The following is a 26321-nucleotide window of genomic DNA, read 5'->3' as shown; positions in this document are numbered from 1 at the left end:
ATAAAAATAGTATTAAAAAAATGATATTATGAAGATGATATTAAGAAGATGGTGCAGCCGGAAATCTGGCTGCACCATCTCAATATGTAGACAAAATAGGAATTAAACAGACTGATTGGGACTTGCCTCCCCATTTGCGCCGATCACTATGTCAGGGGCGCCGGTAAGATTTACATTGCGTGTCACTTTGGCATCATATGTATCGGCTTTCATGATCTCAGCCAGATCCACGCCCGTGGTCTCTTTCATGGACTCAAACAGCTTTGCCATAACAACGGGGACATTACCGGCGATGGAGCCAACACCGCTTTCAGAGTCGTTGCCGCCTCCTCCGATGATCGTGATCTTGTCGATCTGTGAAAGGGGTTCAGCAATTCTTCCTGCAATTTCAGGAAGCACCTGGATCATCATCTCGGCCATGGCTGCCTTGTTGTACTTCTGGTAAGCCTCGGCCTTTTTCTCCATACCTTCTGCCTCAGCCAATGCCTTGGCCCGGATGGCCGTAGCCTCGGCTTCGCCCTTGGCCCGGATACCTTCCGCCTCCTGGACCATGGCATACTTCTGTGCTTCCGCAATGGCTTTTTGCGCTTCCGCATCCTTTTCGCGCTCATACTGTTCCGCATCGGCCTGGGCTTTTTTGGCCAGTGCTTCCTGCTCCTGCTCGTATTTCTTGGCCTCCGCCTCACGCTGGCGTTTGGTCAGTCCGGCCGCGGCAGCCTGCTCAATGGCATATCTGTCAGCGTCCGCCTTTTTGTTGATCTCGGCCTCCAGCGCCTGCTGCTGGACTAATACCTCCTGCTTGCGCAGTTCGGCCTCACGCTCAGCCCTGGCAATCTGTGCATTGACCGTGGCGGTCTGGATCGTTTTTTGCTGTTCCTGTTTCTGGATCTCGTAAGCAGCGTCCGCCTCCGCTTTCTTGGTGTCGGATGCTTTCTGAAGTTCGGCTTTCTTGATGGCCAGTTCATTGTTCTTCTGGGCGATCTCCGTCTCGGCGATCACCCTGGCATCATTGGCTGCATTGTCGGCCGCAGCCTGGGCAATGGCAATATCCCGTTCCGCTTCGGCTTTTGCAATGGATGCGTCCTTACGGATCTTGGAAGTGTTGTCCATACCAAGGTCCTGGATCAGTCCGTGCTCATCCGTTACATTCTGGATGTTACAGGAGAGGATATCAATTCCCAGCTTTTCCATGTCCTTGGAGGCCTTGATCATTACCTGGTCTGAGAAGGAATCACGGTCCGTGTTAATGGCCCGCAGGGTAAGTGTGCCGATGATCTCACGCATATTGCCCTGAAGGGAGTCCTGAAGGTCCGATGCGATCTTGGCAGGCTCCTTGTTGAGGAAGTTCCTCATGGCCAGCTTCATACGTTCACCATCATCCGCAACCCTTACTTTGGCAACCGCATCCACCATAACATTGATGAAGTCGTTGGTAGGGATATACTCATCCGTTTTGATATCCACGGTGATCTGCCCCAGATACAGTTTATCCATCTGCTCAAAAAAAGGTATCTTGATACCTGCCCGGCCGATGAGCACGCGGGGCTGTTTGCGAAGGCCGGATATGATATAGGCGTGGTCCGGCGGAGCTTTTACGTACCCCTGGGTAATAATGAGGATAACAAGAATGATGGGGACAATAAAGCCCAAAGCAGTGATGATAAAATCTAAATCAAACATAAGGACTCCTTTCTGATAAAAAAGTATAAAGATTTTGTTAAAGCTATTGTACCATATGTTGGAAATGGTGCAAATATTATTCAGAAATTCGACAGAAATCGACAGGAAAAATTTAGAATAGACTGAAAAAAATCGGGTAAAAATGGAGAATTGGAACGGTGAAAAAGATTGTTATAAAAAAGATTGTATATTGACAAGTACAATTTTATATGTTACCATAAAATATATACAAAATTATTTTGATATACCAAAAATTTTTAGGCACAATACAAAGGACAGGATGATAGGACATACCAACGTTCATACGTCTCCCGGATGTGCAGGGCGTTCCGGCGGAACTTTCCGGCATAAGATGCCACGGGGCATGACGGGCGCGGACACCAGTTTTTAAGGGAGATTGAATTGTTTACATATTAGTTCATTGGATTGAGGTGCGATATGAGAGTTGTAATTGGCAATGTTCGTTTGCTACACCGCAAGCGAGAGATTTTTAAAAAGTCAGAAATGATTATACAGGGACATTTTGGCGGGAGCAACCCATAAGGTTGCTCCCGCCTTAACTTTGTATAATTTTTCACAATACACTCTCCCAATGATCGGGAGAACCTGCGATGAGGGAGCCGTCAAACGGACTGCAGCCGTTTGCCAGGCCAGCAACGCAACGCTTAAACAAATGGAAAACAAAAGCGGGCTAAGGAAGGTCCACGGTCAAATGGATCGTGGAAAAGTGAGGAGGTAAAGTTATGGGTGAAAACACGCATACATGCTGCTGTGACCACAGTGAGGAAGCGCTGTTAAAACGGATTGGTGAATTGGCGGCAGAGTACAAGGGCAAGGAAGGAAGCCTGATCCAGGTCCTTCATATGGCGCAGGGAATTTATGGGTATCTGCCTTTGGAAGTACAGAAGGTGATTGCGGACGCGCTGGACGTTCCGCTGGCAGAGGTATCGGGAGTAGTGACATTCTACTCTTTCTTCTCCACACAGCCCAGAGGAGAGCACACCATACGTGTCTGTCTGGGAACCGCCTGTTACGTGCGGGGCGGCAAAAAAATCGTGGAACGGATAAAGGATCTGCTGGATGTGGAGATCGGAGAGACAACGGCCGACAGGAAGTTCACCTTTGAGGTGGCGCGCTGTATCGGAGCCTGTGGTCTGGCACCGGCCATGTCCATTGACGACCAGGTTTACAAGCAGGTAAACCCCGACAAACTGGAGCAGATCCTGGAACGTTACTATGAAGAGGAGGGAGAGCAGTGATGGAAGTGAGAAAGCAGGAAGATCTGTTAAGAATAAAAGAAGAATATCTCAGGCAGCAGCTGTCTTACAAACGCCAGGTGCTGGTATGCGGAGGCGCGGGCTGCATTTCCTCCAACTGCGGGGAAGTAAGGGATGCACTGATCAAGGCGGTGGATGCATATAACCTGTCCCATGAAGTGAAGGTGACAGTGACCGGATGTATGGGCACTTGCGCCATGGGACCTGTGATCCTGGTGGAACCGGAAGGCATTTTCTATACAAAGATGAATCCGGAAAAAGCAGAGCAGGTGGTTGCTAGGCATCTTCTGAAGGATGAGATCTGTGAGGAATTTACATATTTTGACGAGGAATCGGGGAACTACGTTCCAAAGATGGAGGATATAGAGTTTTTCCAGGGCCAGGTGCGCATCGCCCTGAGAAACTGCGGTCATATGGAATATGCTTCCCTGGAAGCATACATATCCAGAGATGGATATGCTGCAATGGCCAAGGCGCTGTCCGGCATGACACCCCAGGAAGTGGTGGATGAGATGAAGGCCTCGGGGCTTCGGGGCAGAGGAGGAGCTGGTTTCCCAACCGGTGTAAAGTGGGAAGCAGGGCTTAAGGCTGTTTCTGAGGACGGCCGGAAATTCATGGTCTGTAATGCGGACGAGGGCGATCCCGGAGCATTTATGGACAGAAGTATTCTGGAAGGAGATCCCCACAGCATTATTGAAGGCATGATGCTGGGCGGATACGCCATCGGGGCCTCCAAAGGATATGTATATGTCCGTGCCGAGTACCCGATCGCGGTGGAACGCCTTGGCAATGCCATTGACCAGGCCAGGAAAGCCGGAATTCTGGGTGAGCATATATTTGGCAGCGATTTCTCCTTTGACCTGGAGATCCGTATCGGTGCAGGAGCGTTTGTCTGCGGCGAGGAGACTTCTCTCCTGGCATCCATCGAGGGCAGGAGAGGCGAGCCCAGGCAGAAACCGCCCTTCCCCTTTGAAAAGGGTCTGTTTGAAAGTCCCACCATCATCAATAACGTGGAGACGCTGGCCAATGTGGCCCCCATTATCCTCAACGGTTCCGGGTGGTACCATGGGATCGGCACTGAGAAAAGCGCTGGTACAAAGGTGTTTGCCCTGGCAGGAGATATTGTCAATGCGGGTATTATCGAGGTTCCCATGGGAACCGTGCTGGGTGACATTATTTATAAGATCGGCGGCGGGATCATTGGCGGCAAGAAGTTTAAGGCCATCCAGTCCGGCGGGCCTTCCGGAGGATGCCTGACCAAAGAACACCTGAATACCTCAGTGGACTATGAATCCCTGTCCAAATTAGGGGCCATCATGGGTTCCGGCGGACTGATCGTCATGAATGAGGACACCTGTATGGTGGATACGGCCAGGTATTTTATGGACTTTATCTGTGACGAGTCCTGCGGAAAATGCCTCCCCTGCCGTAATGGCACCAGGCGGATGCTGGAGATCCTGGAGCGCATTACAGAGGGCAAGGGAGAACCGGGAGACCTGGAGCTTTTGGAGGAACTGGCAGAAACCATCAAGCAGACGGCCATGTGCGGCCTGGGCCAGACAGCCCCCAACCCGGTGCTCTCCACCCTTAAATATTTCCGAAGTGAATATGAGTCCCATATTTACGAAAAACACTGTACCGCTGGTGTATGCGCGGAGCTTCAGTCATCGCCCTGCCGCAACGCCTGCCCTGCCAATGTATTTATACCCGGCTATATGTCCATGCTGGCAGCCGGAAGGATCGAGGATGCTTACCGCCTGATCCGCCAGGATAACCCCTTCCCCGCAGTGTGCGGACGTGTATGTACCCATCCATGTGAGGACCACTGCCGCCGTTCCCAGGTAGATGAGGCGCTGTCCATCTGTTCCGTGAAACGGTTTATCGGGGATTATGCCCTGCGGGATGAGTATGCCATTCCTATGATTGAGCCAAGGCCCGCCACCGGATTACGCATATCCATTATCGGAGCAGGCCCTTCCGGTCTCTCCTGTGCATATTTTCTGGCTAATATGGGGCATGAGGTCCATGTATATGAGGCGGAATCCGTGGCAGGAGGCGTGCTCTACTGGGGAATCCCTGAATACCGACTTCCCAAGGCAGTGCTCCAGAAAGAGATCCGCGCCATTGAGATGAGCGGTGTGAAAATCCACCTGAACACAAAGGTTGGTACGGATATCTCCTTTGAAGATATGAAAAAGCAGTCCGATGCAATCTATATCGCGGCAGGAACCCAGGTTTCCAGGCTGCTGGATGTGCCGGGAGAGGACTTAAAGGGCGTGGAAAGCGGCCTTGGATTCCTTAAGCGGATCGGACTGAAACAGGATATGAGCGTTCCTAATAAGCTGGTGGTGATCGGCGGCGGAAGCACGGCCATGGATGTGGCCAGGACCGCGGTCCGTCTGGGTGCATCAGAGGTAACCGTTATCTACCGCAGATCTGAGAAGGAAATGCCCGCAGGCGGGGAGGAGATCGTGGAGGCCAGGGAAGAGGGTGTGAAGATCATCACCATGGCATCTCCTGTGGAATTCCTGGGAGCGGACAAAAAGGTGACCGGTATTCACCTGGTACGCAGAAAGGAGACGGATTACGGCAGTGACGGACGCAGACGCACGGCGCATATCCCGGATTCTGATTTCTTCCTGGAGTGCGATGGCGTGGTGACGGCCATTAACCAGGATGTGGACCATCAGGCATACAGGACCACCAATGTGGAAGTGAAGAAGAACGGAAAGCTGGCCATTGACCGTTTCACCGGAGCGACCGGCGAGAAAGGCGTATTTGCAGGAGGCGATGTGAGCCCCTGGGGAGCCAATGTGGTGATCCAAGCCATTGCGGACGGTAAAAAGGCGGCTGTGAAGATCGACCAGTACCTGGGCGGACAGGGCGAACTGAATCAGGGTGAGCGGTTTACCATTCCCGAGATCGATATAGAAGTAAATGAACCTCATAACCGGTTCCAGACCAGATGCCTGTCTCCGGAGGAGAGAAAAGACAACTTCATGGAAGTAAACTGCGGGTTCCATAAACTGGATGCCATGGGCGAGGCGCTGAGATGTCTGCACTGTGACCGCAGATAGACGGGATGCCAACTGATCGTAACAAGGAGGAGATAATCGTATGATACATATAACAATCAACGGAAAACCGGTGGAGGCAGCGGAGGGCTCTACCATTATGGAAGCAGCAGAGTCCGTGGGTATCAAGGTTCCCAGTCTCTGCCATATGAAGAACGTTCACCAGTACGGTTCCTGCCGTATCTGCGTGGTGGAAGTGGAAGGCATGAGGAACCTGCAGGCATCCTGTATGGCAAAGGTGCGGGAGGGGATGGTTATCAGGACCCATTCGCCTAAAGTGCTGGAGGCCAGAAAGGTGCTCTATGAACTGCTTCTCTCCAACCATCCCAAGGACTGCCTAAACTGCGGGCGCAATACCAACTGTGAACTTCAGGACCTGGGATATGAGCTGGGAGTGACAGAGAGCCGTTTTGAGGGGGCAATGACAAAACCCCTGGTGGACATTTCCCCGTCCATCACAAGGGATACCAGCAAATGTATCCTGTGCCGCCGCTGTGTGACTGTCTGTAAGGAGATCCAGAAGGTGGGAGCGATCCAGGCGCAGAACAGGGGATTTGACACAGTGGTCAGCCCGGCTATGGGCCTTCCTCTCAATTCCACGGCCTGTGCCATGTGCGGCCAGTGTACGGTGGTCTGTCCCACGGGAGCGCTGAAGGAAACGGACGGCCTTACCCCGGTATGGCGGGCGCTTGCTGATCCCGGCAAGCGCGTGGTGGTCCAGGTGGCCCCGGCTGTGCGTGCTGCCCTGGGAGAGGAGTTCGGCCTTCCTGTGGGAACACCTGTCACCGGTAAAATGGCCACGGCTCTCCATGAGATCGGATTTGATGACGTGTTCGACACTTTGTTTTCAGCTGACCTGACCATCCTGGAGGAGGGAACGGAGCTGCTGGGACGCCTTAACGCAGTGCTGAAGGGGGATGACAACAAGGAGGGGCCAACTGCCCTTCCCATGATCACCAGCTGTTCCCCGGGCTGGATCAAACACATTGAACACCAGTTCCCGGAGGAGCTGGACCACCTGTCTACCTGTAAGAGTCCCCACACCATGCTGGGAGCGGTTGTAAAGTCATTTTATGCAGAGCGCACCGGCACGGATCCCAAGGACATGTTCGTTGTATCCGTGATGCCCTGTACGGCAAAAAAATATGAGATCCAGCGCCCGGAGATGGAAGTGGACGGACGCCGTGATGTGGATGCGGTCCTGACCACCAGGGAACTGGCCAGGATGATCAAAAAGGCGGGATTGGATTTTGTGAATCTGCCGGAAGGTGAGTTTGATTCCCCACTGGGGCTGGGAACAGGAGCCGCCGACATTTTCGGTGTGACCGGCGGCGTTATGGAGGCAGCGCTGCGCACCGTATATGAAGTGGTGACAGGCAGGGAACTGCCCTTTGAAAAGCTGCATGTGACACCTATTGTAGGTCTGGACCAGGTAAAAACAGCATCCATTACCATAGAAGAACCTCTTCCCGTCTATGGGCACCTGAACGGGGTAACGGTAAATGTGGCTGTGACCAGCGGTCTGGAGGGAGCTTCCAAGCTTATGGAGGAAGTGGCGGCAGGTACTTCGCCCTATCACTTTATCGAAGTCATGGGATGCCCGGGAGGATGTATCAACGGCGGAGGACAGCCGCGCTGTACGGAGGAAAATTACCGTGAAAAGCGTTCAAAGGCCCTTTACAGCGAGGATGAACGCAAGGTGCTGCGCAAATCCCATGAGAACCCGGATCTGATGAAGCTCTATAACGAGTACCTGGGAGAGCCCAACGGGCATTTGTCCCACCATCTGCTCCACACCCACTATGTGAGGCGAGGGAAATATAACCAGCTGGTCAAATAAACAGAGGACATAGAATAGAGGATAAAATAGAAGACAAAGCAAAACAGCGGATGCAGGGGCAAGCCTGCAGTCCGCTGTTTTGTATATAAAAATGCTTGCAAAAAACCTTAGTAATCCCCAACCTCAATGGCAATATTGGGCTTTTCATTGACGATCTTTTTATTGATGGTCCTCTTTACATAAGTGGTGTGGAGCAGGTGATGGGCCCTCTCGCTTCCAGGCTCGCCCAGGTAAGTTGAGTAGAGTTCCTTAATGGCAGGATTCTCATGGGACTTACGGATTGGGTTAGCAGAATCAATATTGTAGAGAACCTTTGCGCGCAGGCCGCGGATATCAGTGGTGTTGCGCACATATCCCGGCTGCTGGGGCTGTCCGCCGCCGTTGACACAGCCGCCGGGGCATCCCATGATCTCAATAAAGTGATAATCGGCTTCGCCGGATTTCACCTTTTCAAGCAGTTCTTTTGCATTGCCAAGGCCGGAGGCCACGGCAACCTTTACATCCATACCGGCTACGTTGTAGGTAGCTTCCTTGATTCCCTTTGTACCGCGGACTTCCTCGAAATCCAGTTTGGGCAGTTCTTCGCCGGTCAGTGTTTCCACAGCGGTTCTCAGTGCCGCCTCCATAACGCCGCCGGTTGCGCCAAAGATAACGGCAGCGCCGGTGCCAAGGCCCAATGGGTCGTCAAACTTCTCGTCCGGAAGGTCTAAGAACCTGATGCCGGACTTCTTGATCATGCGCGCCAGCTCCCTGGTGGTAATGGAAATGTCCACATCCGGTACGCCGTTGGCATCCTGGTCGTCACGGCCGATCTCAAACTTCTTGGCAGTACATGGCATTACACTGACACTTACGATATTCTTGGGGTCAATGCCTGCCTTCTCAGCATAGTAGGATTTGGCAATGGCGCCAAACATCTGCTGAGGAGACTTGCAGGAAGAAAGGTTCTCGGTCATATCCGGGAAGTAGTGCTCACAGTATTTAACCCAGCCCGGTGAACAGGAGGTAATAAGAGGAAGCACGCCGCCGTTCTGTACGCGGTCCAGGAATTCATGGGCCTCTTCCATGATGGTCAGGTCAGCGGAGAAGTTGGTGTCAAATACCTTGTCAAAGCCAAGACGGCGCAGTGCAGCTGCCATCTTGCCCTCCACGTCCGTGCCGATGGGCAGTCCGAATTCCTCGCCCAGTCCCGCACGCACGGCAGGAGCTGTCTGCACAATGACATGTTTGGCGGGATCTGCAATAGCTGCAAATACGTCACCGGTGTAATCTTTCTCAGTCAGAGCTCCGGTAGGACATACGGCAATACACTGTCCGCAGGATACACAGGAGGTTTCTCCCAGACCCATCTCAAAGGCGGAGCCGATATCAGTTGCAAACCCGCGATGGTTAGCGCCGATCACGCCAATACCCTGTATGTTATCACATACAGCCACACAGCGGCGGCACAGGATACATTTGCTGTTGTCGCGGATCATGTGGGCAGCGGAGTAGTCGATCTCAGACGGCGTCTTTTCCCCGTCATAATAAGCCTCGTCCTCAACGCCCAGCTCATGAGCCAGTTCCTGAAGCTCGCAGTGTCCGCTGCGGACACAGGATAAACAGGAGCGGTTGTGGTTGGATAACAGAAGCTGAAGTGTCTTCTTTCTGGAATCCAGAACCTTTGGTGTATTGGTGAATACTTCCATGCCTTCCTCAATTGGATACACACAGGAAGTTACCAGTTTTCCATTCTTTAATTCTACAATACAGATACGGCAGGCACCGATTTCGTTGATCTCTTTTAAGAAACACAGAGTAGGGATCTCGATATGTGCCAGTCTTGCTGCCTCCAGGATAGTGGTACCCTTGGGAGCGGTGACTGCAATGCCGTTGATTTTAAGATTAATTGTCTCCATCGTCTATTCCCTCCCTTATTATTTCTTGTAGATTGCGCCGAACTTACATTTCTCCATACAAGCGCCGCACTTGATACACTTGTTAAGGTCAATGACGTGCGGATTCTTAACGCTTCCGACAATTGCACCTGCAGGACAGGTACGTGCGCACAGGGTACATCCACGGCACTTGTCGCGGTCAATGACATAAGACAGAAGAGCCTTACATACTCCGGCCGGACAGCGTTTTTCCTTGATATGTGCCTCGTACTCGTCACGGAAGAAATGAAGGGTGGACAGTACAGGGTTGGGAGCGGTCTGGCCCAGACCACACAGGGAGTTGGCTTTTACGTAGTGGCAGAGTTCTTCCAGTTTGTCCAGGTCGGCCATCTCGGCTGTTCCCTTGGTGATCTTTTCCAGAATCTCCAGCATACGTTTGGTGCCGATACGGCAGGCAGTACACTTGCCGCAGGATTCTTCCACGGTAAATTCCAGGAAGAACTTGGCGATATCCACCATACAGTCATCCTCATCCATGACAATGAGTCCGCCGGAACCCATCATGGAGCCGATGGAGAGCAGGTTATCATAGTCAATAGGGATATCGAAGTGCTCAGCAGGGATACATCCGCCGGAAGGTCCGCCGGTCTGTGCTGCCTTGAACTTCTTGCCGTTTGGAATGCCGCCGCCGATCTCGTCAATAACGGTGCGCAGTGTGGTTCCCATGGGAACTTCCACAAGACCGGTGTTGTTGATCTTGCCGCCCAGGGCAAATACTTTGGTGCCTTTTGATTTCTCGGTGCCCATGGAAGCAAACCACTCAGGTCCATTGAGGATGATCTGAGGAATGTTTGCGTAAGTCTCAACGTTGTTTAAGATACTTGGCTTGCCGAACAGACCCTTCTGTGCAGGGAAGGGAGGTCTTGGCCTTGGTTCGCCGCGCTTGCCCTCGATGGAGGTCATAAGAGCGGTTTCCTCGCCGCAGACAAATGCTCCTGCGCCCAGACGGATGTCCACATCAAAATCAAATCCGGTTCCGAAAATGTTCTTGCCAAGGAGTTCCATCTCACGGGCCTGGTTGATGGCAATCTTCAAACGCTCCACGGCGATGGGGTACTCGGCACGCACATAGACATAACCCTGGTTGGATCCGATGGCATAGCCTGCAATGGCCATGGCCTCAAGCAGTGCATGGGGATCGCCTTCCAGAACGGAACGGTCCATGAATGCGCCTGGATCGCCCTCGTCCGCGTTACAACAGACATACTTCTGGTCCGCATCATTCTGCTTACACAGTTTCCACTTTAATCCTGTGGGGAAGCCTGCGCCGCCGCGGCCGCGAAGACCTGCGTCAAGCAGGGTCTGGATCACATCATCCGGGGTCATCTCTGTTAAAACCTTGCCAAGGGCCTGGTATCCGCCGGTGCCGATGTACTCCTCGATATTCTCAGGGTTGATAACACCACAGTTGCGCAGGGCAATACGGTGCTGTTTCTTATAGAAATCAGTGTCGCTTAAAGCCTTGATGCCGCCGCTTGGGCTGATGGTCTCCTGGTAAAGGAGGTGTGTTACCACACGGCCCTTTAACAGGTGCTCGGCAACGATCTCGGGAATGTCTTCCGGCTGGACCATGGAATAGAAGGTGGCATCCGGATATACGATCATAATGGGACCTAAGGCGCAAAGACCGTGGCAACCTGTTTCAACCACTGCCACTTCTTCCTCCAGTCCCTGTTTTTTAATTTCATTCTGCAGGGCTTCCATGATCTTTGGACTTCCAGAGGAAGTACAGCCGGTACCACCGCAGACTAACACGTGTGAACGATACATGGTACTTTCCTCCTTTATTATTTAAGACCTGCAGCGCCCATGGTGTACTTCTCAACCGGATGTCCACCGATTAAGTGGCGCTCCATCACCTCAAGGGCCTTGTCAGGGTTCATTTTAACATATGTAACTTTTTCTTTGCCTGGCTCCATCACTTCCACGATGGGCTCATACTGGCATAAGCCGATACAGCCTGTCTGTGTGACGGAAATCTTATTAGTCAGTCCTCTGGACTGAACTTCCTGTGCCAGTGTATTCAGAACCGGTCTTGCGCCTGCTGCGATACCGCAGGTAGCCATGCCTACTACCACACGTGTATGGCTGTGATCCTCAGCACGCAGGTTAACCTGGCTCTGCATTTTCTCTCTGATTGCCTGTAATTCAGCAAGAGTTTTCATGCGATTATCCTCCTTGATTTTGAGCACTTACCTTGTTATGAACGGGTGTCCGGCTTAAAGCTGGGCGCCTCCGTCCGTTTCCTGTTGATTCTCCCTCAGAAATTCCATTATGTAAGCAGATATCTCCGGGCTGTTTAAGGGGATCCCGCCAAGAATCTCCCGCATTTCCCGGGTATCCAGTGTGAATGATGCATCATTATACGCGTATGTATAGACGAAGTCCGTGTCAGGATGATACACGATCAGATTGTGTATAGTGGCGTTCATGTCGCCAAGGGGCATCCTGTCAATGTGGGACAGTCCGAAGACTGCTGTCACGGTGGTTCCCTTACCTGGTTCCGATTCAATATGGAAGCTGCCGCCAGTACTTTCCGCGGCATATTTGAAAAATGGAATCCCAAGTCCTACTTTTCTTGTGGTCCTGGTGGTAAAGAAAGGATCCGTTACATGGGCAACCTGTTCAGCCGTCATCCCGCAGCCGTCATCCGCTATGACAATGGTCAGCTTGTCATGGACCGTGTCAGCTGTCACGGAAATGGAAACCAGAGAGGCGCCTGCCCGTGTGGAATTCTCCGATACATCCAGTACATTCAGGGAAATCTCTGTCATCATAGGCTTAATTGTACTTCGCTAAGATGCCGGGTATATCGTCAACCGTAAGTCTTCCGTATACCTCGCCGTTGATCATCATGACGGGAGCAAGTCCGCAGGCACCGACACATCGACAGGAATCCAGGGAGAATTTGCCATCTGCTGTACATTCACCATTGGTGATGCCCAGCAATTCTTCCAGTTTGTTGAAGATGTCACCGGAACCTTTAACGTAACATGCCGTACCGAGACAGACAGATACCTTGTACTTGCCCTTTGGTTGTAACGCAAACTGGGCATAAAATGTGGATACTCCGTAGACTTTTTCCAGCGGAATACCCATTTCGTCAGATATCATGGTCTGCACTTCGATAGGAAGATAACCATAAATGTCCTGGGCCTTCTGCATTACCGGCATCAGCGCGCCAGGCTGGTCCTTAAGCTCGGCTATCACTGCTTTCAGTTCAGCCTCCTGCTCAGGTGTCCCCGCAAAGGGAACGGTTTGTTTTTTGCAAGCCATCTTTTTATTACCTCCTCACTAGTTGTACATTGTGCAATGTATCAATATTTTATCATGAAACCCTGAAAAAATCTACCTTTAATGTGAAAATTCTAACGATGAAAAACATGTGAAAAACCGGAAATGTATTGAAAATCAACAAAATGGATGGTATGCTATATTGTATTAAATTGTGTACAATTGCTTTTGGCTAATAAAATCAAATATGTAAGTACTTTCTCAATGAAAAAACCGAAAACGTAACCATCAGCCCATGTGAGTGGGGATCAAACGCACTCCGGGCGTGGAACATTAAATTTTTAATGAGGAGAGACAGGGTATGACGGTAAGGGATGCAAGGGACATTTTAGGCGCCAGGGTACTGGTGGGGGAAGAATTTCTGGACAGGGAAGTGAAGTCAGCCTGCGGTTCGGATATGATGAGCGATGTGCTGGCATTTTCCAAGGACCATTCCATCCTGCTCACAGGATTATGTAATCCCCAGGTGATCAGGACAGCGGAGATGTTAGACATTGTATGTTTGATATTTGTGAGAGGCAAGAAGCCGGATGAGTCAATGCTTGAGATGGCAAGGGAGCGTGATCTGATCGTCATGGCCACGGGGCACCGTATGTTTTCAGCCTGCGGAATGCTCTATGAGGCCGGCCTGCACAGCGGTGCAATCTAAATTAAAATGAACGAAGGGAACCGATTATGGAGGACGCAATTGTTTTAACATATGACATATCAGCTGATGACTTTACCAGGGCAGGTGAGGCAAGCAGTGATGTGAAACGGAAATTAAAGCAGATGGGTGTTGACCCTGAGGCTATCCGAAAGGTGGCCATTGCTATGTATGAGGGTGAGATCAACATGGTGATCCATGCCAGCGGGGGGCTGATCACGGTGGAGATCACACCGCAGCAGATTAAGATGATACTGGCGGACGTGGGGCCCGGCATCCCGGATGTGGAGCTGGCCATGCAGGCCGGTTATTCCACTGCTCCGGATGAGATCCGGTCCCTGGGCTTTGGTGCGGGCATGGGCCTTCCCAACATGAAGAAATATTCAGATAACATGGAGATCGACACCAAACTGGGAGAGGGAACCACCATCACCATGACGGTGAAGATATAAGGAAAGATAGAAGCAAAGATAGAAGCAAGGGAGCGTTTTGATATGGATAAATTTTATCATTCTGTGAGGCTGGATGAGTCCCTGTGCAAGGGATGCATCAACTGCATCAAGCGCTGCCCCACAGAGGCCATACGCGTGCGGGGCGGTAAGGCCAGCATCAATAACAAGTTCTGTATTGACTGCGGTGAGTGTATCAGGGTCTGTCCCCATCACGCCAAGCATGCTACCTATGATAAGATGGATGTGATGAAGCAGTACGAATACACGGTGGCCCTTCCGGCTCCGTCCCTGTACAGCCAGTTTAATAATCTGGATGATGTGAATATTGTGCTCAACGCCCTGGTGCGCATGGGCTTTGACGATGTGTTTGAGGTCAGCGCCGCAGCGGAGCTGGTAAGCGAGGCCACCAGGCAGTACATATCGGACCATGAGGAGCAGCTGCCTTTTATCAGCACGGCTTGTCCTTCTGTGGTTCGTCTCATCCGGGTACGGTTTCCAAACCTGATCCCCCACCTGCTGCCCCTGAACCCTCCGGTGGAGGTGGCTGCCATTCTGGCTGCGGAAAAGGCCATGAAGGATACAGGGCTTCCAAGGGAGAAGATTGGAATCATGTTCATTTCCCCGTGTCCCTCCAAGGTGACCTATGTGAAGGCGCCCCTTGGAACGGAGAAAAGCCAGGTGGACCATGTGCTGGCCATCAAGGATGTGTATCCCAAGCTGCTGGCCTGCATGAAGGCCGTGGTGGCGGAGGATTACCCTGTTATCGGCACCTCGGGCAAGATCGGTATCAGCTGGGGACACAGCGGGGGAGAGGCCAGCGGCCTGTTTACTGAGAATTACCTGGCAGCGGACGGAATAGAGAATGTGATACGGGTGCTGGAGGACATGGAGGACCAGAAGTTCACCAACCTGCGGTTTGTGGAGCTGAACGCCTGTAACGGCGGCTGCGTGGGCGGGGTACTGACGGTTGAGAATCCCTATGTGGCTGAGGTAAAGCTGAAACGCCTGCGCAAATATATGCCCGTGGCCAGAAGCCATATGCATGACAGCGAGGAGCGCCTGATCAAATGGACCACAGGTGTGGAGTACGAGCCTGTCTTTAACCTGGGCAACAACATGATGGAGAGTTTTTCCAGGCTGAACCAGGTGGAGCGTCTGATGAAGAAGTTCCCGGGACTGGACTGCGGTTCCTGCGGGGCACCCACCTGCAAGGCGCTGGCTGAGGACATTGTAAGGGGAAATGCAAATGAGACCGACTGCGTTTACTACTTGCGTGAAAACCTTCACAAGCTGTCTGAGGAGGTGTCGGTACTGGCAGATGACCTGCACAATGGAGACAAAGGCGGGCAGGAGACTCTGCGTATTCTCAAGGAGTATATACAGAGGATTTCCGATGAGATGTCGCTGCTGGATAAGAAGGATGAAGAGGAGGAGGAACTGTGACAGTACAGGGACTGATTGATAAGGGATTATTTGATGTGGTAAACAAGGGGGATGGGCTGGACCGGGAGATCACCACCCCGTTCTGCTGCGATCTTTTAAGCATTGCCATGGGCCGGGCGCCTTCCGGCTGCGCCTGGGTGACGGTGATGGGCAACATGAATACGCTGGCCGTGGCTGCGCTGACCGATGCGGCCTGTGTGATCCTGGCAGAGGGTGCGGTCCTGGATGAGGTGGCCAAAAAGAAAGCGGTGGACCAGGAAATCACGGTTCTGTCCACAGAGATGCCCATATTTGAGGCAGCCCTTAAGATACATGGGCTGCTGCAGGGATGAACCTGGCCTATGACCTCCATATCCATTCCTGTCTGTCACCCTGCGGGGATGATGATATGACCCCTGCCAATATTGCGGGTATGGCGGCCCTTAAGGGACTGGAGGCCATTGCCCTCACCGACCATAATACCTGCCGCAACTGCCCTGCTTTTCTGGCTGCCGCGGCTGAGTACGGGATCCTTGCAGTGCCGGGGATGGAGATCAACACCTCGGAGGAGGTCCACGCAGTGTGCCTGTTTCCTTCGCTGGAGTCAGCCCTGGATTTTGATGCCTATGTGTACGCAAAGCTGATCAAGTTCCCCAATAATGAAACTATTTTTGGAAAACAGCAGATCTATGATGACCAGGACCACGTATGGGGCACTGAACCCAACCTGCTGATCAATGCAACGGAGATCTCCTTTGACGGCCTGTGGGAACTGGTCCGGTCCTATGGCGGCGTGATGTTCCCGGCGCATGTGGATAAGACGGCCAACAGTCTGATCGCAAACCTGGGTTTTATTCCTCCGGACAGCAAGTTTACCACAGCTGAGGTAAAGGACCTGAAAAAGCTGCACCAGCTGAAACAGGACCATCCGTATCTGGACCACTGCCGTATTATCAGTAATTCGGATGCGCATTATCTGGAGCATATTAATGAACCGGAACTGACATTGCAGGTAAAGGAAAAGACCCCGCAGGGGATTATCGATGCCCTTCTTTTAAACACCTAAGATTATTTGGACAAAAATACCAACTCCTTGTCTATATTCCATAAAAATATGGGGCGGGGAGTTTTTTGCGGATCCATATCCTCAGCGTACAGGGTGCGTGTGTGCACTTGGTCTCTTAGGGTAAGTTTATACTTGACAACACAAAGCAGGAATGTTATGATAAATCCATACAAGGTACAAAATTTTGAACATTGGTTTGTGCCAAAGGGGTGGAAGGTTTATGAAGCAGGATGCCAATCAGGTTTTATATCAGAAAAAGGGTGTTACCATCAGCAAGCTGGCTATGGATCTGCTGTCCAAGGATGTGGGAGACCGCATTGCCCCTATTTCCTATTACCAGGAGGAATTTCAGGTGTCCAGGGGAACCATGCAGAATGCCTTTAACTACCTGAAGGACATGGGCGCTGTCACTCTGGCCCATCACGGACATCAGGGAACGTACATTGAGGCCCTTGACTACATAAAGCTTCAGGAAAGCTGTCTGCAGAGGGAGATCATGGGCATTATGCCCCTTCCCTATTCCCAGACCTATGAAGGGTTTGCCACAGCCATCTATGAACAGTTTAAGCGCCTTAAGTTTAACATGGCGTATGCAAGAGGGGCGGTAGGCAGGATCCAGATGGTGGAATCAGGCACATACCAGTTTGCAGTGGTATCCCAGTATGCAGCGGAACATGCCATCTCCTGTGGAAGGGAGATCGAGTGCCTGATGAACTTTGGGGCGGGCAGTTTCCTGTCAAAGCACATTCTTTTGCTCAGGGACAAGTCTGCCGAGGGGATCATGGACGGCATGAAGGTGGCCTATGACGAGGATTCCCTGGACCAGAGCAAGATCACACAGAACCTGACTAAGAATAAGAAGGTCCGGCTGGTGAATCTGAGAACCCAGCAGACGATCTCCGCGCTTTTGGACGGGACCATTGACGCAGGTGTGTGGAACTATGATGATATGATCGAGAATCACCGCCTGGATGATCTGAAGATCGTATTCCTGGCAGAGAATGAATATAATAACCTGTTCTCCACCGCGGTGATGGTGATCAGAAAAGGGAATGATTACCTGGCCGAACTGCTGAGAAAGAATATCAGTGTGGAGATGACTTTAAAGATTCTGGGAGAGGTAAGGGAAGGTATCAGGCAGCCCTATTTCTAGCATTTCACTGCGAGTGTTTTGGTGAATATAAAAGAGCGCCGCTGACGCTCTTTCATATATGACGTAAAGTACAAAAAAATGTATATTGAGGAGGAAAATGGAATGTGCAGGCAAAGAGAGTTGATGGAGAGGCTTAAGATCTTGGAGGAGTCAGGGATGATATCCAGCAGGGTGTCTGCATTCTGCATGGATGCTGCAGAAATTATTTTAGGAGAAAAGGAGGATGCAGATGGGGAAAAACTAAGTATGCTGATCACACATCTGGCAATGGCCGGGGATAGGATGGAGAAGGAGGATGATAGAGAAATGGAAATCAGTCCGGAGGTTTTGGAGGGGGTAAGGCAGGAAGCGGTTTATCCCCGGGCTTTATGCGTCAGCCAACAGATTTTGAAAGGTACTGCGTTGAAGTTTACACAAACGGAAGCAGATTTCCTGACAGTCCACTTGTGTAATATTTTAATGTAACTATGTAATATTATAAGGAGGGAAAATATAATGTTTAATTATTTGTTAGCTGCCGGAATAGGTGCCATGTCATCTATTTTGGCAAATAAGAATGTTGCTGTATATAATGACGGGTTCCGTCCTGTCTATACAGAGTACTTCAGCGGGCGGATGGATCGGAAGTCTCTGGCTGCCACATCCTTTGCAGTGAGCTTTGGATTAATCGTAGGATTCGGTTTTACAAATTCCATTGCCATGGGGATTATTATTATTCACACATTTCTGCTTATGGGAGATATCATAGGGACCTGGTGTTCCGATACGCCAAGGGGAACAATCCTGTCAGGGGTAATTGGGGCTGTATGGGGGATAATGGTTGTTGCTTTTATGTCATCGATCGCTAATTTCTTTTCTGTTTTTCCGGTTAATTTTCTTCCTTATATAGGGAATGTAGCGGACATTGTAGTGGCAACCTTTGCTGTTTTCCCCTCTCTGGCAGTTACATACCAGCATGGGATAAAAAAGGGCGGTATTACTGCAGCCATAACCCTGGCGGCCTACATATTAGTTAAAAATTTTGGCGTTTTTAATATCGGGGAATTCAAGCTTTCTCTTAACGCAGATGGGATGTCCATGCTTGCAGGAAGTATTGTGATGATCGTTTTTGCGGTCAGGACAAAGCAAGAGGCAATTGGTGCTGATTTGACCAACATTTTTTCGGATAATGTAAATCGTATTAAGAAAAACTGGATTTACTTCTTAATTATGGGAGGGCTGCTTTCTGTTGCTGCATCTCAGTGCGTATTAACAACAGATGTAATATCTGGACCGCTTCAGATGAAAAACGAGTTTGCCCAGGCGGCTTTGGTTGCATGTGTGCGTGCAATTGGTTATATACCGCTGGTCTATACAACGGCTATTGTAACAGGTGTATTTTCGCCGGCAGGTTCTTATTTCTCTGTAGCGGCAGGAATGCTCTGTGCGTCTTTTGGACTTCCCATGCCTGCAACCTGTGCGGTGGCTTTTGTCAGTGGAGCCGTGGTTATTACAGCTGAAACGTTTTTTCTGGGAAGTGTTGGAAATATGCTTGATAAGTTTCCGGCTTTAAGGGAATTGGGAGACCATATCAGAAACGCTATGTCTCAGATTCTTGAAGTAGCCCTATTGGTTGGAGGTTTTACTGCTTCGGCAGCAATTATGAACGAAGTTGGAATGTCATATATTGGCTCAATGATCGTAATGATTGTCTGGATGATGAATAAATGTGTAAAGAAACCGTTTCTGATTCCCATGGCGGTAGGGCCAGTGGTGACCATTGCGATGGGATTTGCAGCTAACTTAATAAAGATATTAGGGCTTGCACTAATTTAAAAAATGGAGGATTAAAGAATGAAAATCGTAGTGGGCGGAGCATTAAATAAAAAAGAGAATGCTGAATTAATTGAGAAGTATGGGGAAGGACAGGTTGAAGTGACGGTTATGCAGGATATACAGGCGGCGCTGGCGCTTAAAAACGGACAGGCAGACTACTATTTCGGCTCCTGCCAGACAGGAGCCGGAGGAGCGCTGGGAATGGCTATTGCAATGAACGGAATGGACAAATGCATTACGGTTGCTATGGTAGGAAGGGTATTGGATGACAACGAAATTTTAAAAGCCATACAAAACGGGAAAAAGGCATTTGGGTTTGTTCCTGAGGCAGCAGCAGGTGTAATTCCTGTGATTATGAAAGGAATATTGAAATGAATCAGATCATAAGGCATGCACAGCAGACTTTTCTGGCAATGAAGGATCCGTACCACTCGGTGGAGAAGGTTTATCCTCAGACTATACATGCAGTGGAAAAGTGTAAGGACATACATTATGTAGGTATAAAAAACGCGGTTCAAATACCGCTGAGCCTGATTAAAAGGCTGAAAAACTATGGGTATGAATTGCACACCATAGACCGGTGCAGCATTAACGGAAGGGCGATTGACATGCAGCTGAGAAATCCCATAACTGGTAACAGAATGACGGGTTCCAGCAGTGGGACGGCAATCAACGTTTTTTTGGGAATAAATGATCTGGGAATCGGAACAGATGGAGGGGGATCTGTCCTTGCACCGGCAATGAGCGTTCAGTGCTATGGATTTATTAGCCCTCTGATAGAACATGAACATATGAAACAATATGAAAAATATTCCACGGATGGTCTTTGCTTCACACCATCCCTGGGGTTTATTTCCAGGGAATTGGGGCTAATAAAGGAGGCGGCTGCAATTTGCCTGGATTTACGATCTGGGGAAAAGACTGTCAACGTTTTCTGTCCGGAATCCCTAAAGGAAAACATAAAACTGTTGACACAGAGAAACAGGAAAGTGGAAATAAATGTAGACTCCATTAGATTTCCAGAGTTTGACAACCGCAGAAGTCCTATGATTGACTTTCTCAGACAAAATCTTCCTGACTGCGATGTACTGGTCAGTTATGAGAAAAAGATTGATGTAAATGGATTGGGAGACAGTATTTTTGGCCATTTTGACCATGAAACTCAAGCTGTCCAGTTAAAGAGCGGAAAGTTTCTTATCAGGGTAGCTAATATGGTGGGAGCGACAGCTCTGTGCATTCCGGATACTGCCCTTGCAAGCGGTTATGTGCTGATGTGCGAGACAAAAGTTGAGAAGATTGAAAAAATGTTCCAAGTTGCAGAGGAATTTCCGAAGTCAGAGGATGAGCTGATAGAAAGGTATTTCAGAAACGCAGATGCCTATTTTACCTATGGCGCCTTGGAAGAAGGACTGATTGGATATAAATGAAGCTGATAGATGGTTATACGCTGATGCATGAGCATGTGACAATTGATTTGTCAGGTGTAAAAAAGGATGAGGACTGCAGGCTGGACTGCTTTGAGGAGACGGTAAAAGAGTTTAAAAGCCTGTACGGATATGGAGTTAGAAATATTCTGGAAGTGACAAACCTGGGAATGGGCAGGAATGTGGAGTATATCAAAAGGGTATCTGAGCAGACGGGGATCAACATTATTGTATCCACCGGGTTTTATAAGGAGCCGTTCCTGCCGGACTGTGTGTACGGCAAGCCGGCGGAGGAACTGGCTCAGCTGATGGAACGGGAACTGACCCAGGGGATTGATGGGTCATGGGAGCCTGTGCCCGGTGATACCGGCATGTGCGCGTCCGTAATCGGGGAGTTTGGAACCAGTAAACAGCAGATGACGGATATGGAGAAAAAAGTATTTGACGCCATGGCAGCGGCAGCGGTCAAGACAGGCGTGCCGGTAACCACCCATACCACCCTGGGGACCATGGGGGCAGAGCAGGCGGATTATCTGATGGAACGCGGAGTAAAGCCCGAGAAGATCATCATCGGACATATGGATCTGTCACAGAACATAGAAACCATACTCTCGGTTTTGAGAAGGGGAGTCAATGTGGGATTTGACACGGTGGGGAAACTGAATTACTGTCCGGATACCTTCCGGGCAGAGGCGCTGAAGCGGATTCATGAGGAGGGAATGCTTTCCCAGGTGGTGCTTTCCATGGATATCACAAGAAAGTCCCATCTAAAGTACAGGGGAGGGATCGGATATGCGTACATGTTCCAGTCATTCCTTCCCCTGCTGTCAGAAAGCGGCTTTACACAGGCACAGATCGATATGCTCTTAAGGGAGAATCCGAGGAGGATCCTTTTGGGAGCCGGATGCTAAGTGCTCATAACGAGGAGGTTTCAGATATGCAGACATATCCGTTATACAGCCTGTCCCTTGAGGAGGCAATGAAGCTTCAGTTTAAGGTGACGGACTGTATCACAAGAGAATTTGAAGGACACGAGTTTTTAAACAGGGGTGATCTTGGCGTGGTGATGGGGCTCAACAAACCGGTGACCACCAGCAAGGTAGAACAGGTGATCGCCCGTATTTTTGATACAGAGGCCTGCGTGCTGGTCAGGGGAGCCGGAAGCGGAGCCATCCGGTTCGGTCTCCACGCCATGCTGACATGCGGGGATAAGATACTGGTCCATAAGGCGCCGGTTTACAATACCACCGGCACGTCCTTTGACATGCTGGGTCTGGTGCCTGTGGAAGCTGACTTTAATGATCTGCCGGATGTTGAGGCAGTGCTTCGTGCTGATCCGGATATTAAGGGCGCTCTGGTGCAGTATACCAGGCAGAAGCTGGATGATTGCTATGATATGCATGAGGTGGTAAAAACCATCAAAGCGGTAAGGGATATTCCGGTCCTGACCGATGACAATTACGCGGTGATGAAGGTAAAGGACATCGGGGTACAGTGCGGCGCTGACCTGTCCTGCTTTTCAGCCTTTAAGCTCCTGGGGCCGGAGGGTATCGGCGTGATCGCAGGAAAGAAGCAATATATAGACCGACTCATATCGGAGAGCTATTCCGGAGGAATGCAGACCCAGGGACATGAGGCGCTGGATGTGCTCCATGGCCTGATCTATGCACCTGTGGCACTGGCGATCCAGGCTCAGGTCAATGAGGAGTGTGTAAACAGGCTTAAGGCAGGGGAGATCCCCCAGGTAAGGGATGCATTTCTGGCCAATGCCCAGTCCAAGGTGCTTCTGGTTGAATTTTATGAAAATATTGCGGAAAAGGTGCTGGAGGAAGCGGAGAAGCTGGGAGCAGCGCCTAACCCGGTGGGAGCGGAATCCAAATACGAGATGATCCCCATGTTCTACAGGGTGTCCGGAACCTTCCGGAAAGCGGATCCCACCCTGGAGCACCGCATGATCCGGATCAATCCCATGCGGGCAGGGGCGGATACCATTTTGAGGATCATAAAGGAATCGATAGAAAGGGTGAAGTAGATGTTTCTGAACCAGACAATCAGGCGGAACCGGGAACTGGCGGAAACCGCATTCATGCTTCATCAGGAAGGGCGGATATTGCCGGATTCCTATGTGGTGGACGTGGACGCATTTCTGGAAAATGCCCGCAGACTGCTGCACAAGGCAGAGGAGAACCATATCAAGCTGTACTTTATGCTAAAGCAGATCGGAAGGAATCCTTATCTGGCAAAGGCATTGGTGGAACTGGGATACAGCGGCGCCGTGGTGGTGGATTACAGGGAAGGGCTTGTGATGATGCGGCACAATATCCCTATAGGCAATGTGGGACACCTGGTGCAGGTACCCGGAGCATTGATCAAGAATATGGTGGCATACGGGCCGGAGGTGATGACGGTTTATTCAAGGGAAAAAATCATGGAGATCCAGGCTGCGGCTGCTGAACTTGGACGCAGGCAGGCTTTGATGCTTCGGGTATACGGTGATTTTGACATGATCTATTCCGGGCAGACAGCGGGCTTCCATCTGGATGAGCTGAAGGAAACCGCGATCTGGATCAAGACAGAGTGCCCCCAGCTGGAGATCAAGGGCGTGACATCATTTCCCTGTTACCTCTATGATGAGACGGCAAGGGATGTGCTGCCCACCAGGAATCTTGAGACTGTAAAATGCGCGGTAGAAATCCTGAAGACCTGCGGGGTAGACGTGACGCTGGTGAACACCCCTTCCGCCACCTGCTGCCATACCATTGACAAAATGGTGGAGTTTGGGGGCAACTGCGGGGAGCCGGGACACGGACTTAGCGGAACCACGCCCATGCATGCGGAACATGATCTGGAGGAAATACCGGCCGTAGTGTATGTCAGTGAAGTTTCCCATAATTTTATGGGAAATGCCTACTGCTTTGGCGGCGGCCATTACAGGCGGTCCCATGTGAAACATGTGCTGGTGGGAAAAAGTTTAAAAGACAGCAGGGACCTTACGGTGATACCGCCCACGGATGAAAGCATTGATTATCATTTTGGAATATCAGAGGAATGCACGGTAGGAGATACGGCGGTCATGGCATTCCGTTTCCAGATTTTTGTTACAAGAAGCGATGTGGCGCTGGTAAAGGGAATCAGGAAAGGATGTCCCGAGATCATAGGTATTTATGACAGCCAGGGAAGAAAGAAGGAAGAATTTTGAAGAGATTTGTTGTGATCGTGTTGGACGGATTTGGAATAGGAGCAATGGACGATGCTGTGACAGCGCGTCCCGGGGACGAGAAGGCAAATACACTGAGAAGTATTTTGAGGGACCATCCTGATATGAAGCTTCCAAACCTGGAACGTCTGGGGCTGATGAATGCTTACGGGGCGGAGAGCAGCCGTATGAAGATGTGGGAAGATGCAAACTTTGGAAAGTCGGAGCTGATGCATTTTGGAGCTGATACGTTTATGGGACACCAGGAGATCATGGGTACATTTCCGCGAAAACCGGATGTCCATCCCTTTCAGGAAAAAGTGGATGCAGTGGCCGGCCATCTCAGGGAACAGGGGCATAAAGTGGAGATTATTGAAAGGGAAGGGCTGCGGTATGTGCTCTGTGATGATTTTGTGACAGTGGCCGACAATCTGGAGGCGGACCTTGGAATGTGCTACAATGTGACGGCTCCCCTGGACTATATACCCTTTGAAAAGGAATATGAGATCGGCCGCCTGGTCCGCGAGGTGGTGACCGTTGGCCGTGTGATCGTGTTTGGCGGGACCGGAAACTCCATGGAGGATCTTTGGAATGCGGAGGAGACAAAGGACCATGCCTTTATCGGGATCGCATCAGCTAAATCCAGATCCTATGAGCAGGGATACCAGTGCCTGCACCTGGGATACGGGGTTGATAAAAATGTACAGGCCCCTACCATTCTGACAGATGCCGGGATTCCTGTCACGCTCATTGGGAAAGTGGCGGATATTGTTGCAAATGACAAAGGAACAAGCATTTCCTGTGTGCCCACCGAAGCGTGTATGGAGCACACCATCCATGCCTTCAGACACATGGAGACAGGGTTCATCTGTACCAATGTGCAGGAGACCGACCTGGCCGGCCATTCCCAGTCTTCATCTGTCTATAGACAGATCCTGGAAACAGCAGACCGCGGCATCGGAGAACTGCTTCCCCTTCTCACCGAGGAGGATGTGCTTCTGGTTATGGCTGACCATGGAAATGACCCGGACATCGGGCACAGCAAACATACGCGGGAGTGTGTTCCCCTTTTGGTGTACAGGAAGGGAGTTGCCGGAAAAAGGCTGGGTATCAGGAAATCCCTTTCCGATGTGGGCGCAAGCGTGTGCGATTATTTCGGGGTAAAAGCACCCCGGAACGGCATCTCCTTTATGGGGTGCCTAAAAGACTAGAAACGCATTGACCGGAAGAAATCCTTGCCATTGATATTTAATTATAGTATACTTTTAACAATGCTTTAACAGTTTGGGAAAAGGCTAATACGGTATATAGTAAAGTTAGGAGTACATTATGGATGAGAAGGCAAGGAAATCATATAGCGATGTAGAGGCTGTGGATATACTGCACCAGGTTTCTAACTTATATATATCTACAAAGGTGCCTCATGATTACGGAACAGGTGAGGCCTATACATCGGTGGAAGTACATACCCTAAAACATATTGCCGACCATCATGGGATCACGGTAACGGAGCTTGCAAGGGATTATGGAAAGACAAAAGGAGCAGTTTCCCAAATCCTGAAAAAAGTGGAGAGCAAGGGGCTGATCTACAGGGAAGTGGATCCCGAGAATGATAACAGATACCACCTGTTTTTAACTGAAAAAGGAAAGGAACTGGACGAAGCCCACCGCAGATATGATGAGGTTGGGTTTGGGGAATCCATGGATATTGTCAGGGAACGGTTTTCAGAGGATGAAGTCAACACTGCCTTTTGTGTGCTTGAGGCCTGGCTGGATATAAGGCGGGGGGTTCAGGAAAGACGGAATGAAAAGAAAAAGAGCAGGAAGAGATAAGGAAATAGATTAACGTATACAGGCCCATGTCCGGTTACGGTCAGGAAGGAGCTGCAGCATTTGCTGCAGCTCCTTTCAGATTGGCGGCAAAGCCGCCGGTCTGATGAACCTCATGGTGAAGCCATGAAAATCATATATGTTCAGAACTGTGCGGGAAGTCTTGATCCAGGAAGATGAAAAACAAAGGCAACCCGCTTGTCAATGTTTTTTGT

At 50.5% G+C, this 26321-nt stretch carries 24 protein-coding genes; 18 read left to right on the top strand and 6 right to left on the bottom strand.

The genetic code is table 11. From position 1 onward, the window contains the following. Positions 1-102: 102 nt before the first annotated feature. Positions 103-1680: an SPFH domain-containing protein gene (locus ABID13_RS17225; RefSeq protein WP_048929435.1), complete on the bottom strand. Its 1578-nt coding sequence runs from the start codon at positions 1678-1680 to the stop codon at positions 103-105. Between the two features lie 743 nt (positions 1681-2423). Here ABID13_RS17225 and ABID13_RS17220 point away from each other — a divergent pair. The 3 genes from ABID13_RS17220 to ABID13_RS17210 are packed head-to-tail and all read left to right on the top strand — an operon-like array spanning position 2424 to position 7871. After that, complete coding sequence (locus ABID13_RS17220; protein WP_007862874.1) at positions 2424-2939, top strand: NADH-quinone oxidoreductase subunit NuoE family protein; 516 nt, start codon at positions 2424-2426, stop codon at positions 2937-2939. Next, positions 2939-6034: an NADH-ubiquinone oxidoreductase-F iron-sulfur binding region domain-containing protein gene (locus tag ABID13_RS17215; RefSeq protein ID WP_048929434.1), complete on the top strand. Its 3096-nt coding sequence runs from the start codon at positions 2939-2941 to the stop codon at positions 6032-6034. The genes ABID13_RS17220 and ABID13_RS17215 overlap by 1 nt, the downstream gene beginning before the upstream one ends. A 40-nt stretch (positions 6035-6074) precedes the next feature. Further along, complete coding sequence (locus ABID13_RS17210; RefSeq protein ID WP_007862872.1) at positions 6075-7871, top strand: NADH-dependent [FeFe] hydrogenase, group A6; 1797 nt, start codon at positions 6075-6077, stop codon at positions 7869-7871. A gap of 107 nt (positions 7872-7978) precedes the next feature. Here ABID13_RS17210 and ABID13_RS17205 read toward each other — a convergent pair whose 3' ends face one another. From ABID13_RS17205 to ABID13_RS17185, 5 genes are read right to left on the bottom strand one after another with little or no spacing between them, the layout of a single operon-like run. After that, entirely contained in the window at positions 7979-9769 is a 1791-nt protein-coding gene (locus ABID13_RS17205; RefSeq protein WP_007862869.1) for an NADH-dependent [FeFe] hydrogenase, group A6, read from the bottom strand. Positions 9770-9787: 18 nt separating this feature from the next. Beyond that, complete coding sequence (nuoF, locus tag ABID13_RS17200; RefSeq protein ID WP_048929433.1) at positions 9788-11578, bottom strand: NADH-quinone oxidoreductase subunit NuoF; 1791 nt, start codon at positions 11576-11578, stop codon at positions 9788-9790. A gap of 17 nt (positions 11579-11595) precedes the next feature. Beyond that, positions 11596-11973, bottom strand: coding sequence for a (2Fe-2S) ferredoxin domain-containing protein (locus ABID13_RS17195; RefSeq protein WP_007862865.1), 378 nt, complete (start codon positions 11971-11973; stop codon positions 11596-11598). A gap of 54 nt (positions 11974-12027) precedes the next feature. Beyond that, entirely contained in the window at positions 12028-12585 is a 558-nt protein-coding gene (locus tag ABID13_RS17190; RefSeq protein ID WP_007862864.1) for an ATP-binding protein, read from the bottom strand. Positions 12586-12589: 4 nt separating this feature from the next. Next, complete coding sequence (locus ABID13_RS17185) at positions 12590-13084, bottom strand: NADH-quinone oxidoreductase subunit NuoE family protein (RefSeq protein ID WP_007862861.1); 495 nt, start codon at positions 13082-13084, stop codon at positions 12590-12592. A gap of 319 nt (positions 13085-13403) precedes the next feature. Here ABID13_RS17185 and ABID13_RS17180 point away from each other — a divergent pair, with 319 nt between their 5' ends. The 15 genes from ABID13_RS17180 (at position 13404) to ABID13_RS17110 (ending at position 26109) form a co-directional block, all read left to right on the top strand. Then, positions 13404-13751 carry a DRTGG domain-containing protein gene (locus tag ABID13_RS17180; protein WP_007862860.1) on the top strand — a complete coding sequence of 116 codons (348 nt, stop codon included), beginning with the start codon at positions 13404-13406 and terminating at the stop codon, positions 13749-13751. A gap of 26 nt (positions 13752-13777) precedes the next feature. Continuing rightward, complete coding sequence (locus tag ABID13_RS17175) at positions 13778-14200, top strand: ATP-binding protein (protein WP_045092063.1); 423 nt, start codon at positions 13778-13780, stop codon at positions 14198-14200. Between the two features lie 42 nt (positions 14201-14242). Further along, positions 14243-15643, top strand: coding sequence for a [Fe-Fe] hydrogenase large subunit C-terminal domain-containing protein (locus ABID13_RS17170; protein WP_007862856.1), 1401 nt, complete (start codon positions 14243-14245; stop codon positions 15641-15643). Next, a complete protein-coding gene (locus ABID13_RS17165) occupies positions 15640-15975 on the top strand; it encodes a hypothetical protein (RefSeq protein ID WP_007862852.1) in 336 nt (111 codons plus the stop codon). Before ABID13_RS17170 ends, ABID13_RS17165 begins: the two co-directional genes overlap by 4 nt. Beyond that, positions 15972-16688 (top strand): PHP domain-containing protein, encoded by a 717-nt coding sequence (locus ABID13_RS17160; RefSeq protein ID WP_007862850.1) that lies wholly within the window; start codon positions 15972-15974, stop codon positions 16686-16688. Before ABID13_RS17165 ends, ABID13_RS17160 begins: the two co-directional genes overlap by 4 nt. Positions 16689-16908: 220 nt before the next feature. Beyond that, the gene (yhfZ, locus tag ABID13_RS17155) at positions 16909-17841 is read left to right on the top strand and encodes a GntR family transcriptional regulator YhfZ (RefSeq protein WP_007862848.1); all 933 of its coding nucleotides are present in this window, start codon (positions 16909-16911) and stop codon (positions 17839-17841) included. Between the two features lie 78 nt (positions 17842-17919). Further along, entirely contained in the window at positions 17920-18306 is a 387-nt protein-coding gene (locus ABID13_RS17150) for a PRD domain-containing protein (RefSeq protein ID WP_147329394.1), read from the top strand. A gap of 30 nt (positions 18307-18336) precedes the next feature. Beyond that, positions 18337-19656: a YhfT family protein gene (locus ABID13_RS17145; protein ID WP_048929431.1), complete on the top strand. Its 1320-nt coding sequence runs from the start codon at positions 18337-18339 to the stop codon at positions 19654-19656. An 18-nt stretch (positions 19657-19674) separates the two neighbouring features. Then, entirely contained in the window at positions 19675-20031 is a 357-nt protein-coding gene (locus ABID13_RS17140; protein ID WP_048929430.1) for a DUF2620 domain-containing protein, read from the top strand. Beyond that, positions 20028-21083: an amidase family protein gene (locus tag ABID13_RS17135; protein ID WP_048929429.1), complete on the top strand. Its 1056-nt coding sequence runs from the start codon at positions 20028-20030 to the stop codon at positions 21081-21083. The genes ABID13_RS17140 and ABID13_RS17135 overlap by 4 nt, the downstream gene beginning before the upstream one ends. Next, positions 21080-21991: a phosphotriesterase family protein gene (locus ABID13_RS17130; RefSeq protein WP_045092066.1), complete on the top strand. Its 912-nt coding sequence runs from the start codon at positions 21080-21082 to the stop codon at positions 21989-21991. Before ABID13_RS17135 ends, ABID13_RS17130 begins: the two co-directional genes overlap by 4 nt. Before the next feature lie 26 nt (positions 21992-22017). Next, entirely contained in the window at positions 22018-23112 is a 1095-nt protein-coding gene (locus ABID13_RS17125) for an aminotransferase class V-fold PLP-dependent enzyme (protein ID WP_007862839.1), read from the top strand. Next, positions 23113-24279, top strand: a complete 1167-nt coding sequence (locus tag ABID13_RS17120; protein WP_048929428.1) for a YhfX family PLP-dependent enzyme — start codon at positions 23113-23115, stop codon at positions 24277-24279. Then, a complete protein-coding gene (locus tag ABID13_RS17115; RefSeq protein ID WP_007862834.1) occupies positions 24276-25487 on the top strand; it encodes a phosphopentomutase in 1212 nt (403 codons plus the stop codon). The genes ABID13_RS17120 and ABID13_RS17115 overlap by 4 nt, the downstream gene beginning before the upstream one ends. Positions 25488-25605: 118 nt before the next feature. Continuing rightward, positions 25606-26109 (top strand): MarR family winged helix-turn-helix transcriptional regulator, encoded by a 504-nt coding sequence (locus ABID13_RS17110; RefSeq protein WP_007862832.1) that lies wholly within the window; start codon positions 25606-25608, stop codon positions 26107-26109. Positions 26110-26321 lie beyond the last annotated feature (212 nt).

Source organism: Enterocloster citroniae (assembly GCF_040545455.1).
Classification (GTDB): domain Bacteria; phylum Bacillota; class Clostridia; order Lachnospirales; family Lachnospiraceae; genus Enterocloster; species Enterocloster citroniae.
Note: the sequence above shows the minus strand (reverse complement) of the source record. Positions and strands in the feature narration are given on the sequence as shown.

Bases quoted from the DNA above. Each gene is read 5' to 3' on its own strand.
- ABID13_RS17110 (WP_007862832.1), top strand. From the start codon at position 25,606: ATGGATGAGAAGGCAAGGAAATCATATAGCGATGTAGAGGCTGTGGAT.
- nuoF (WP_048929433.1), bottom strand. From the start codon at position 11,578: ATGTATCGTTCACACGTGTTAGTCTGCGGTGGTACCGGCTGTACTTCC.
- ABID13_RS17130 (WP_045092066.1), top strand. From the start codon at position 21,080: ATGAAGCTGATAGATGGTTATACGCTGATGCATGAGCATGTGACAATT.
- ABID13_RS17205 (WP_007862869.1), bottom strand. From the start codon at position 9,769: ATGGAGACAATTAATCTTAAAATCAACGGCATTGCAGTCACCGCTCCC.
- ABID13_RS17190 (WP_007862864.1), bottom strand. From the start codon at position 12,585: ATGATGACAGAGATTTCCCTGAATGTACTGGATGTATCGGAGAATTCC.
- ABID13_RS17150 (WP_147329394.1), top strand. From the start codon at position 17,920: ATGTATATTGAGGAGGAAAATGGAATGTGCAGGCAAAGAGAGTTGATG.
- ABID13_RS17210 (WP_007862872.1), top strand. From the start codon at position 6,075: ATGATACATATAACAATCAACGGAAAACCGGTGGAGGCAGCGGAGGGC.
- ABID13_RS17125 (WP_007862839.1), top strand. From the start codon at position 22,018: ATGCAGACATATCCGTTATACAGCCTGTCCCTTGAGGAGGCAATGAAG.
- ABID13_RS17220 (WP_007862874.1), top strand. From the start codon at position 2,424: ATGGGTGAAAACACGCATACATGCTGCTGTGACCACAGTGAGGAAGCG.
- ABID13_RS17135 (WP_048929429.1), top strand. From the start codon at position 20,028: ATGAATCAGATCATAAGGCATGCACAGCAGACTTTTCTGGCAATGAAG.
- yhfZ (WP_007862848.1), top strand. From the start codon at position 16,909: ATGAAGCAGGATGCCAATCAGGTTTTATATCAGAAAAAGGGTGTTACC.
- ABID13_RS17185 (WP_007862861.1), bottom strand. From the start codon at position 13,084: ATGGCTTGCAAAAAACAAACCGTTCCCTTTGCGGGGACACCTGAGCAG.
- ABID13_RS17145 (WP_048929431.1), top strand. From the start codon at position 18,337: ATGTTTAATTATTTGTTAGCTGCCGGAATAGGTGCCATGTCATCTATT.
- ABID13_RS17195 (WP_007862865.1), bottom strand. From the start codon at position 11,973: ATGAAAACTCTTGCTGAATTACAGGCAATCAGAGAGAAAATGCAGAGC.
- ABID13_RS17120 (WP_048929428.1), top strand. From the start codon at position 23,113: ATGTTTCTGAACCAGACAATCAGGCGGAACCGGGAACTGGCGGAAACC.
- ABID13_RS17175 (WP_045092063.1), top strand. From the start codon at position 13,778: ATGGAGGACGCAATTGTTTTAACATATGACATATCAGCTGATGACTTT.
- ABID13_RS17225 (WP_048929435.1), bottom strand. From the start codon at position 1,680: ATGTTTGATTTAGATTTTATCATCACTGCTTTGGGCTTTATTGTCCCC.
- ABID13_RS17160 (WP_007862850.1), top strand. From the start codon at position 15,972: ATGAACCTGGCCTATGACCTCCATATCCATTCCTGTCTGTCACCCTGC.
- ABID13_RS17180 (WP_007862860.1), top strand. From the start codon at position 13,404: ATGACGGTAAGGGATGCAAGGGACATTTTAGGCGCCAGGGTACTGGTG.
- ABID13_RS17215 (WP_048929434.1), top strand. From the start codon at position 2,939: ATGGAAGTGAGAAAGCAGGAAGATCTGTTAAGAATAAAAGAAGAATAT.
- ABID13_RS17140 (WP_048929430.1), top strand. From the start codon at position 19,675: ATGAAAATCGTAGTGGGCGGAGCATTAAATAAAAAAGAGAATGCTGAA.
- ABID13_RS17170 (WP_007862856.1), top strand. From the start codon at position 14,243: ATGGATAAATTTTATCATTCTGTGAGGCTGGATGAGTCCCTGTGCAAG.